Annotated in this window: 11 protein-coding genes; all 11 read left to right on the top strand. The window is 65.3% G+C overall.

All coding sequences use genetic code 11. The features are described 5' to 3' along the window. On the top strand, nt 1–1,281 hold a 1,281-nt coding region (gene nosD / locus G4223_RS04425; RefSeq protein WP_205762372.1), incomplete at its 5' end, for a nitrous oxide reductase family maturation protein NosD. Further along, complete coding sequence (locus tag G4223_RS04420; RefSeq protein ID WP_163675556.1) at nt 1,278–2,003, top strand: 4Fe-4S dicluster domain-containing protein; 726 nt, start codon at nt 1,278–1,280, stop codon at nt 2,001–2,003. The genes nosD and G4223_RS04420, both read left to right, overlap by 4 nt. Next, on the top strand, nt 2,000–2,974 hold the full coding sequence (locus G4223_RS04415) for a NapH/MauN family ferredoxin-type protein (RefSeq protein WP_163675553.1): 975 nt from the start codon (nt 2,000–2,002) through the stop codon (nt 2,972–2,974). Before G4223_RS04420 ends, G4223_RS04415 begins: the two co-directional genes overlap by 4 nt. A 20-nt stretch (nt 2,975–2,994) precedes the next feature. Beyond that, on the top strand, nt 2,995–3,906 hold the full coding sequence (locus G4223_RS04410) for an ABC transporter ATP-binding protein (RefSeq protein ID WP_241003941.1): 912 nt from the start codon (nt 2,995–2,997) through the stop codon (nt 3,904–3,906). Then, nucleotides 3,888–4,373 carry a nitrous oxide reductase accessory protein NosL gene (locus G4223_RS04405; protein WP_163675551.1) on the top strand — a complete coding sequence of 162 codons (486 nt, stop codon included), beginning with the start codon at nt 3,888–3,890 and terminating at the stop codon, nt 4,371–4,373. Before G4223_RS04410 ends, G4223_RS04405 begins: the two co-directional genes overlap by 19 nt. A 1-nt stretch (nt 4,374) precedes the next feature. Continuing rightward, complete coding sequence (locus G4223_RS04400) at nt 4,375–5,202, top strand: ABC transporter permease (RefSeq protein ID WP_163675549.1); 828 nt, start codon at nt 4,375–4,377, stop codon at nt 5,200–5,202. Continuing rightward, entirely contained in the window at nt 5,199–5,921 is a 723-nt protein-coding gene (locus G4223_RS04395) for a ubiquinone/menaquinone biosynthesis methyltransferase (protein ID WP_163675546.1), read from the top strand. Before G4223_RS04400 ends, G4223_RS04395 begins: the two co-directional genes overlap by 4 nt. Beyond that, complete coding sequence (gene menA / locus G4223_RS04390; protein ID WP_163675543.1) at nt 5,918–6,859, top strand: 1,4-dihydroxy-2-naphthoate octaprenyltransferase; 942 nt, start codon at nt 5,918–5,920, stop codon at nt 6,857–6,859. The genes G4223_RS04395 and menA overlap by 4 nt, the downstream gene beginning before the upstream one ends. Next, nucleotides 6,856–7,725 (top strand): bile acid:sodium symporter, encoded by an 870-nt coding sequence (locus tag G4223_RS04385; RefSeq protein WP_163675538.1) that lies wholly within the window; start codon nt 6,856–6,858, stop codon nt 7,723–7,725. Before menA ends, G4223_RS04385 begins: the two co-directional genes overlap by 4 nt. Nucleotides 7,726–7,727: 2 nt before the next feature. Then, nucleotides 7,728–8,327, top strand: coding sequence for an ABC transporter ATP-binding protein (locus G4223_RS04380; RefSeq protein WP_163675536.1), 600 nt, complete (start codon nt 7,728–7,730; stop codon nt 8,325–8,327). After that, the gene (locus G4223_RS04375; RefSeq protein WP_163675533.1) at nt 8,324–9,115 is read left to right on the top strand and encodes an ABC transporter permease; all 792 of its coding nucleotides are present in this window, start codon (nt 8,324–8,326) and stop codon (nt 9,113–9,115) included. The genes G4223_RS04380 and G4223_RS04375 overlap by 4 nt, the downstream gene beginning before the upstream one ends. The last annotated feature ends 48 nt before the right edge of the window (nt 9,116–9,163 follow it).

The raw sequence follows: 9,163 nt of genomic DNA, 5'->3' as shown, positions 1-9,163 counted from the left end.
GCTCAAGGGGAATTGATCATGAAACGGCGGCTGGCCGTTCTGTTGGTGGGTGTCCTGGTGCCGGCGGCGGTGTACGCCAACCGGGGCCCCCAGGCTCCAGCCCCGCGCGACGCCGCCGAGATTCAGGCGATGGTCGACGCGGCGGCCGACGGGGCGGAGGTGGTTCCGCCCCCCGGCCACTATCTCGGGCATGTGGTGGTGAACAAGCCGATCACCCTTGATGGCCGCGATCAGGTCACCATCGATGCCGGCGGCTCCGGTACCGTGGTGGTGGTCGAGACCAACAACGCGGTGGTGCGCAACCTGCATCTGACCAATTCGGGGGCCGACCACAACGCCGAGGATGCCGGGGTGCATGTCCGCGGCAACAACAACGTGATCAAGGACAACGTCATCGACGAGACCCTGGAGGGTGTCAACCTGTCCAAGGCCGATGGCAACATCGTGCGTCGCAACCGGATCTCCTCGAAATCCGAGTTGCCCCTCGGCTTGCGGGGCGACGGCCTCAAATTGTGGTACAGCAACGACAACGCCATTGAGGAAAACGATCTGGTCAATTCCCGCGATCTGGTCGTGTGGTATTCCCAGCGCAACCGCATCGCCCGCAATGTTTCCCATGGCGGCCGTTATGGGCTGCACTTCATGTACGCGGGTTCGAACATCGTCGATTCCAACCGCTTCTTCGACAATTCCGTCGGCATCTCGATGATGTACAGCGAAGGCGTGGTGGTGAAGGGCAACTACATCGCCAGTTCGACCGGGGCCACCGGCACCTGCATCGCCGCCAAGGAAAGCAGCGACCTGACCGTCGAGAACAACGACATCATCTATTGTGCCCAGGGGCTGTTCCTGGACGTCTCGCCCTATCAGCCGGATTCGACCAACCGTATCTCCAACAACCGCTTCCGTTTCAACGATATCGCCGTCGGCTTCCTCAACGACCGCCCCGGCAACATCTTCACGGACAACATCTTCGGCGACAACCTGACCGAAGTGGCGGTTTATGGCGGCGGTTCCGCCAGAAGCAACGAATGGAACGGGAATTCCTGGGATTCCTACGAAGGATTCGACCGCGACGGCGACGGTATCGGCGACACCCCGCATCGTGTGTTCGGCTATGCCGGCCGGGTGTGGATGGACATGCCCAATACCCGTTTCTTCAAGGGCACCGCCACCTTGGAGGTGCTTGACTTCCTGGATCGTCTGGCGCCGTTCAGCGAACCCGAGTTGTTGCTCGAGGACGAGCGCCCGCATATCCGTGCCAAGGAGAAGACATCATGATCCCGTCTCCGCGCGAGCAAGAGGCGCGTCGGCGCTTCCTGCGCTCGGCGCTGCTGGGCGGGGGTGTGGTTGCGGCCGCCATGGCCGGCTGGTTGCCGGTCCTGCGCGCCCACGCCCTGCGCCTGCGTCCGCCGGGCGCACTCGAGGAGGACGAATTCCTGGCGTCGTGCATTAAGTGCGGCCAGTGCGTCCAGGTCTGTCCGGTCGAAGCCATCAAGCTTGGCGATATCGGCGAAGGTTTCGGCGTCGGCGTGCCGCATATCGACGCCCGTGTCCAAGCCTGCGATTTCTCCTGCGATGCGGTGCAATGCATCCTGGCGTGTCCCACCGGGGCGCTGACCCACACGCTTTCCAAGAAGGAAGAGGTGCGCATGGGCGTGGCCCGGCTGGACAAGCCGGAAATCTGCCTTGCCCGCCAAGGAGCCGGGTTCAAGGGCGTGGCGCGAGCCAAGGGCATCCACCGCTACGCCGAGATCGACCGCTGGAACCCCATTCCCATCGCCGATCATCCCTATGACCTGGAACTGTGCGACCTTTGTGTCCGCGAATGTCCGATCGAGGGTGCCATCCAACTGGTTCCCATGAGCGACGATCCCGCCGACAAACGTCGCACGCCTCAGGTCAACCAGGCCTGTGTCGGCTGTGGCATGTGCGAGATGATCTGTCCCACCGAACCCGCGGCCATCGTGATCGACGCCCGCAAGCAATGGAGGGCGGCATGAGCCTGTTGAAGTCGCTCGCCATCATGCTGGGTCGCGAGCCGGTCAAGCCCAAGACCTGCGAATATTCCGAGGCGGCCTGCGCCTTGCATGAATCCAAGCGTGCCAACAAACGCACGCGCGAGGACAACGCCGCCGTCCAGCACGCCATCCACGAAAGCGCCAAGGTCCATAAGTGGCGCAATCGTCGCTGGGCGACGCTGATCGCCGTCAACCTCTTGTTCGTTCTGTCCTATCAGTTCGACGTGCAGTTGATCGAGGGCGCGCTGACCGCGTCGCGGGTGATCGGCTTCCACTTCGCCGACCTTAATTCGGCACTTCAGGTGATGCTGGCGTTCAAGACCGTCCTCATCAACCTGGTGATCGGCACCTCGACGGTGCTGGCCATGTGGTGGCTGCTGGGTGGACGCAGCTTCTGTTCCTGGGTGTGTCCCTATCACCTGTTGGCCGAATGGGCGGAAAAACTGCACCTTCTGCTGGTGTCCAAGGGGATCGTCAAGGACCACGCGCTGGACCGCCGCTTGCGCACCGTGTTGTATGTGGTGTTCGCGCTGCTGGCGCTGGCCTCGGGCTACACGGTGTACGAGACCATCTCGCCCACCGGCATCGTCAGCCGCGCCCTGATCTACGGTCCCACCGCCGCCTTGGCCATCGTCGCCGTTCTGTTGGCGTTCGAGGTGTTCTATTCGCGGCGCATGTGGTGTCGCTACATGTGTCCGATCGGCATCACCTATGCCGTGGTCGGCGCCGTGAGTCCGCTCAGGGTGGTCTATCGTCCGTTGGACTGCCATCATGAAGGCGCCTGCCGCAAGGTCTGTCTGGTGCCGCATGTGCTGGACTGCACCAAGAAAGGCTTCGCCACCGATGTCCATGTGGGGATTGGCGCCGATTGCACCCGTTGCGGCCTGTGCATCGACATCTGCCCGACGGGCGCCCTGAAATACGAGGTCAAGGGCCTCGACAAATTGCTGTAGGTGAAGGAGATCGCGCCTCCATGATGACCTTCACGCCTCCTCCGGCCTTCGAGCCCCGGATCGTGTTCGAGAACGTCTCCAAGACGTTTCGCCGCAACCGCGTGCTCGACGGCATTTCCCTGGAAATCCTCAAGGGCGAGCGGATCGCCCTGGTAGGGTCGAACGGCGCCGGCAAGACCACGCTGATTCGGTGCCTGTTGGGTGAGTACACCTATGACGGCACCGTTTCGGTGGGCGGGCTTGATCCGCGCGCCAACCGCTCGGTGGTTCTTGCCCGCGTCGGCTTCGTGCCGCAGATCCCGCCGCCGCTCAAGATGCCGGTGGGCGAACTGGTGTCGTTCGCCGCCAGCGTGTGCCATTCGGACCCCAAAGAGATGGTGCGGGTGATCGAGGAACTGGGACTGGATTTCGGACGTATCCGCCGGTTGCCCTTCGTCAAGCTGTCGGGCGGCATGAAACAAAAGACGCTGATCGGCATCGCGCTTGGGCGGCCCAGCGACATCCTGATCATGGACGAACCGGCCGCCAACCTGGACCCCGAGGCTCGGCACATCTTTTTCCACCAACTGGCCGAGCGCAAGGACGACAGCGTCATGGTGATCACCAGCCACCGCCTGGACGAGGTGGCGGCGCTGGTCAACCGTGTGGTCGAGATGGACATGGGCCGGGTGGTGCTGGACGATCGTGTCGCCGACAGCGTCGACATGACCAGCCGCATGTCTTGTGACCTGAAACTGGTCCGCGCCGACGAAGCCTTTGCCCGGACCATCGGCGAGTGGGGATTCGAGGGTGCCGGTACGCGGTGGAGCGGCATGGTCAACGGTCCCGACCGCCTGCGCTTCATGTGCATGCTGTCGCGCTACACCGGTCTGATCGCCGGCCTGGAAATGGTGGAAGGCAAGGAGGTGGCGCCATGTGCACCGGAAATCTGAACCGCCGCCAAGTCCTGGGCTTGGTTCCCGGACTGGCCGTCACCGTTGCCCTGGGTGCCTGCAACGACAAGGGCACCGGCCCGGTGGCCATCCGTTGGGGCAAGGAATATTGCGAATATTGCGGCATGATCGTCGACGACCCCCGTTTCGCCGGCCAGATCCGCGAGAAAGCCGGTGGCAAGGTCTACAAGTTCGACGATTTCGGCGATGGCGTGCTGTGGCTGGCCAAGCAATCCTGGGCCGATGCCCCCGGAGTGGAGTTCTGGGTCGGCGACGTCGAGAAGGGAACCTGGATCGATGCCCGCACCGCCTGGTATCTCAGCGGCAAGAAGTCGCCCATGGCCCACAACATCGGTGCCGTTCCCGACCAGAGGACCGGCGCCATGGATTTCGCCGAAATGAAGAAGCTGGTGGTCGCCCAGGGCGCCAACAGCCGTTGCGAAACCCCGACCGAGGGGCACAGCTGACATGAACGCCTTTCTCCGCGCCGCTTGGCTTGACATCACCGAATCACTGCGTGCCCGCTGGTTCATGTTCTACAGCATGGTTTTCGGCGGCATCGTGGTGCTGTTGTTCGTGTTCGGGCTGACCGAATCGCGCATCCTGGGCTTCACCGGCCTGTCGCGCCTGTTGGTGACCTATATCCAGTTGTGCGTCGCCATCTTGCCGATCTTCGTGCTGATCACCACCGTACGTTCGTTGGCCGGTGACCGCGACGCCGGCATCTTCGAATACATGCTGTCGCTGCCGGTCGGGTTGGCCGCCTGGTATTGGGGCAAGATGATCGGCCGTTTCACCGTGGTATTCCTGCCGGTGTTCCTGGCCATGGCCGGGGCGGCGGCCTATTCCGAATACCGCGAGATCGGGGTGCCGTGGGATCTGTTCGCCGTCTACACCGCGCTTTTGGTGTCGCTGGCGTGGTCGTTCCTGGGCTTCGGCATGTTGATTTCCACCCTGGCCCGTTCGCCCGACGTGGCCCAGACCGGCGCTTTCCTGTTGTGGCTGCTGCTGTTGATGTTCCTTGACCTGGTCTTGTTGGGGGTCATGGTGCGTGAACAGATGCCGCTGGAAGTGGTGGTCGCCATCGCGGTGGCCAACCCGTTGCAAAGTTTCCGCACCGCCGCCATCTTGCTGTTCGATCCGCAAATGGTGGTGCTGGGGCCGGCGGCCTATGTCATCCTCGACACCCTTGGCCGCGAGGGATATCTGGCGCTGGCGTTGGCGTGGCCGCTGACTGTTGGTACCTTGTCCGCGGCCTTGGGCTATCGTCTGTTCAGGCGCGGGGATCTGCCGTGAGTGAGGAACTGTCCGGTACGTTTGGTTATGCCCATGTGACACCGGACGAACGCGAACGTCGCATTCGCGCGGTGTTCCAGGCGGTGGCCGGCCGCTATGACCTGATGAACGACATCATGTCCATGGGCATCCATCGTCTGTGGAAACGGGCCATGGCCCGTATGGCGGCGCCCAAGGCGGGACAGGTGGTGGTCGATCTTGCCGGCGGCACCGGCGACATCGCCCGTCTGTTGGCCGGGCCGGGGCGCAAGGTGGTGGTGTGCGATCCGTCGCCGGCGATGATGGCGGTGGGGCGCGAACGCTGCCCATCCGGTGTCGATTTCGTCGAGGGCACGGCCGAGGCCATGCCCTTTCCCGACGCTTCGGTCGATCTGGTGACCATCGCTTTCGGTTTGCGCAACGTGACCTCGCTGCCGGCGGCCCTGACCGAGGTGTCGCGGGTCCTGCGGCCCGGCGGGCGGTTCCTGTGTCTGGAATTCTCACGCCCCCTGGCCCTGATCCGGCCATTCTACGATGCATGGTCGTTCTGGGTCATTCCGCGCCTGGGCGCGGCGGTGGCGCAGGAACCGGCCGCTTATGAATATCTGGTGGAATCCATCCGCCGCTTTCCCGATCAGCGGACGCTGGCCACGGTCTTCGCGGATTCCGGCCTGATCGACGTGGGATGGCGCAATCTCAGTTTCGGCATCGCCTGTCTGCATCATGGGACGAAACCATGAGGGTCGATCCCGGTACCAGCCGTCAGGTCCCGACCAGCGGCCAACCCGCCAGCCATGCGGCGGAACCGCCGACCGGCCTCAGGTTGTGGCTGATGGCCATCCGCCCGCGCACCCTGACCATCGCGGTGGCGCCGGTGGTGGCGGGGGCGGGGCTGGTCTGGAGCCAAAGCCACCACCTGTCGCTGTTGCCTTTGGTCGCGGCGCTGTTGGGGGCGCTGGCGATCCAGGCCGGAACCAATTTGTGGAACGACGTCGGCGACGCCGAACGCGGCGGCGACCAGCCCATGCGGCAGGGACCGCCGCGCGTCACCGCCTTGGGCTGGGTGACGCCCGACCGGGTCCGCGTCGCCGCCCTGTGCAGTTTCGCCGTCGCCGCCTTGTTCGGGCTGTATCTCGCCTGGGTCGGTGGCTGGCCCATCGTCGCCCTGGGGTTGGCGTCGCTGGTTGCCGGCTGGGCCTATTCCGGTGGGCCGCGGCCCATCGCCTATACCGCCTTGGGCGAGGTGTTCGTGATGGCTTTTTTCGGTGTCGGCGCGGTGGCCGGGACGGTATGGCTTCAGACCGCCAGACTTGATCCGGCGGCGCTGGTGCTGGGGGTGGCCATCGGTCTGCCGGCCTGCGCCGTTCTGATGGCCAACAATTACCGCGACCTCGAGGCGGATCGACTGGTCGGCCGTCGGACGCTGGCCATCCGCCTGGGGCCTGACGGCTCCAAACTGGCCTATGCCGGCATGATGCTGGGACCGTTGGCCGTGCTGATGTCCCCGGCCGCGCCGCCCGGCGGTTGGCTGACCCTGTTGGCGGCGCCATTGGCGATCAAGCTGGTGGTGGCGTTCGCCGGCACGCCGCGCGGTCCCGCCTTCAACCAGATCCTGGCCGGCACGGCCCGCTATCAGTTGGTGTTGGCGGCGCTGGTGGCCGCCGAGGGATTGCTGTGATCACCGAAGTCGCCATTCCCATCGGCTTGGCGGTCATCATGTTCGCCATGGGGCTGACGTTGACCCTGGGCGATTTCCGCCGGGTGCTGGAACGGCCGCGCGCCATGGCGGTGGGATTGCTGTGCAAGATGGTTGTCTTGCCGCTGTTGGCTTTTTCCCTGGTCTCCCTGTTCGGGCCACGACCGGAATTCGCCGTCGGTCTGATCATCCTGGCGGCGTGTCCGGGGGGCATCACCGCCAACCTTTTGACCCATCTGGCCGGCGGCGCCACGGCGTTGGCGGTGTCGTTGACCGCTGTTACCTCGGTGGTGGACACGTTGACGGTGCCGTTCGTGGTCAATCTGGCCCTCAGCGTCTTCGCCGGTCAGAACGAGACGGTGGCCTTGCCCATCGGCCGGGTGTCGGGGGGCGTCTTCATGGTGGCGACCTTGCCCTTGTTGTTGGGCATGTCGCTCAACCGCTGGCGTCCGACGCTGGCGGCCCGCGTCGAGCGGGTGGCCCGTCCGGTGGCGACGCTGGTGTTCGCCCTGATCGTGGTCGGCGCTTTCGCCAGCCAGTGGCGGGTGATGTGGGAAAACGCCGCCGAGGTGTTGCCGCCGGCCCTTCTGCTCAACGCCGGCTGCATGGCGGTGGCGGTGGTCCTGGGCCGGCTGGGGGGATTGCATCGGCGCGAGACCATCGCGGTGGTCCTGGAAACCGGGCTTCAGAACGGCGCGCTCGGCATCTTCGTCGCCGCCACCTTGCTGGGGTCGCAGGCGATGATGGTGCCGTCCATCGTCTATGCCCTGGTGATGAACGTCACCGCCATCGCCTTCATTTTCGTGGTTCGGCGGATGACACGAAAGGACGCTTGCGCTAGCGTCTGAGCATGCTGGTCGTCGAAGCCCTGAGCCGTCCCAACCTGTTCCCCGCGTCTTTCACCCTGGAAGACGGGGAATGCGTGGTGGTGCGCGGACCCTCGGGGGCGGGCAAGTCGCTGCTGCTTCGGGCCTTGGCCGACCTTGACCCGTCCGAGGGGCGTGTCGTCCTGGACGGCGCGGAACGCGACGCCATGCCGGCGCCACGTTGGCGGTCCCTGGTCGGCTATGTCCCGGCCGAGCCGGGATGGTGGGCGGAAACGGCGCGCGAGCATTTCCTGGATTGGGATTCCCTGGCGCCGTTGGCGCGGCGGTTGAACCTGCGTGACGGCATCGGCGACGACCCGGTGGCCCGGCTGTCCACCGGCGAGCGTCAGCGTCTGGCGCTGCTGCGGGCGTTGGAGCGACGGCCGCGCGTCTTGTTGCTGGACGAACCCACTTCGGCGCTGGACCCCGATTCCACCCATCAGGCCGAGGCGATCCTGGCCGAATGGCGGGCCGAAACCGGTATGGCGGTGTTGTGGGTCAGCCACGACCCGACCCAGGCGCCGCGCGTCGCCACCCGCGCCCTGATCGTCGAGCGCGGCTCGGTGCGCGAGGAGAGGGCATGAGCTATATCCGCCTCGACCTGTTCGACATCCTGATCGCCGGCGTGCTGGTGCTGATGAACGGCGCCTTGTCGGTGGCGTTGGGTCTGGGCATCGCCCGCAAGATGCTGGTGGCGGCCATTCGCATGGTGGTGCAACTGCTGTTGGTCGGCATGGTGCTGACATGGCTGTTCGCCACGGTGTCGCCGTGGCTGACCATGGCCATCGCCTTTGCCATGGTGTTGTTCGCCGGGCGCGAGATCATGGCCCGCCAGGATCGCCGTCTCACCGGATGGTGGGGCTATGGCCTGGGAACCGGCTGCATGTTCCTGGCCGCCGGCGTGGTCACCGTGTTCGGCCTGACCACCCAATTGCGTCCCGATCCCTGGTACGATCCGCGTTACGCCATCCCGTTGCTGGGCATGGTTCTGGGCAACACCATGACCGGCATCGCGCTGGGACTGAACACCCTGTCGGGGGCGGTGCGGCTGCGCCGTTCGGCCATCGAAGCGCGGCTGGCGCTGGGCGACGACCGCCGTCAGGCCATGGCGCCGCTGGTGCGCCAGGCCCTGTCCACCGCCATGACGCCGGTGGTCAATTCCATGGCCGCCACCGGGCTGGTCAGCTTGCCGGGCATGATGACCGGCCAGATTCTGGGCGGTGTCGAACCGGTCGAGGCGGTGAAATACCAGATTTTGGTGATGTTCCTGATCGCCGGCGGTTCCGGCCTGGGGGCGGTCGTCGCCGTCCTTGGCGGGGCGCGGCGGCTGACCGACGGCCGTCATCGGGTACGTCTGGACCGCCTGGAATAACCAAGCAAAAGCCCCCGCCGACGGGCGGGGGCTTTGTCCGTTGTCCCT

The sequence above is a fragment of the Magnetospirillum aberrantis SpK genome, assembly GCF_011022235.1.
In the GTDB taxonomy this organism is placed as follows: domain Bacteria; phylum Pseudomonadota; class Alphaproteobacteria; order Rhodospirillales; family Magnetospirillaceae; genus Magnetospirillum; species Magnetospirillum aberrantis.
This window is presented reverse-complemented; position numbering and strand designations above follow the sequence as displayed.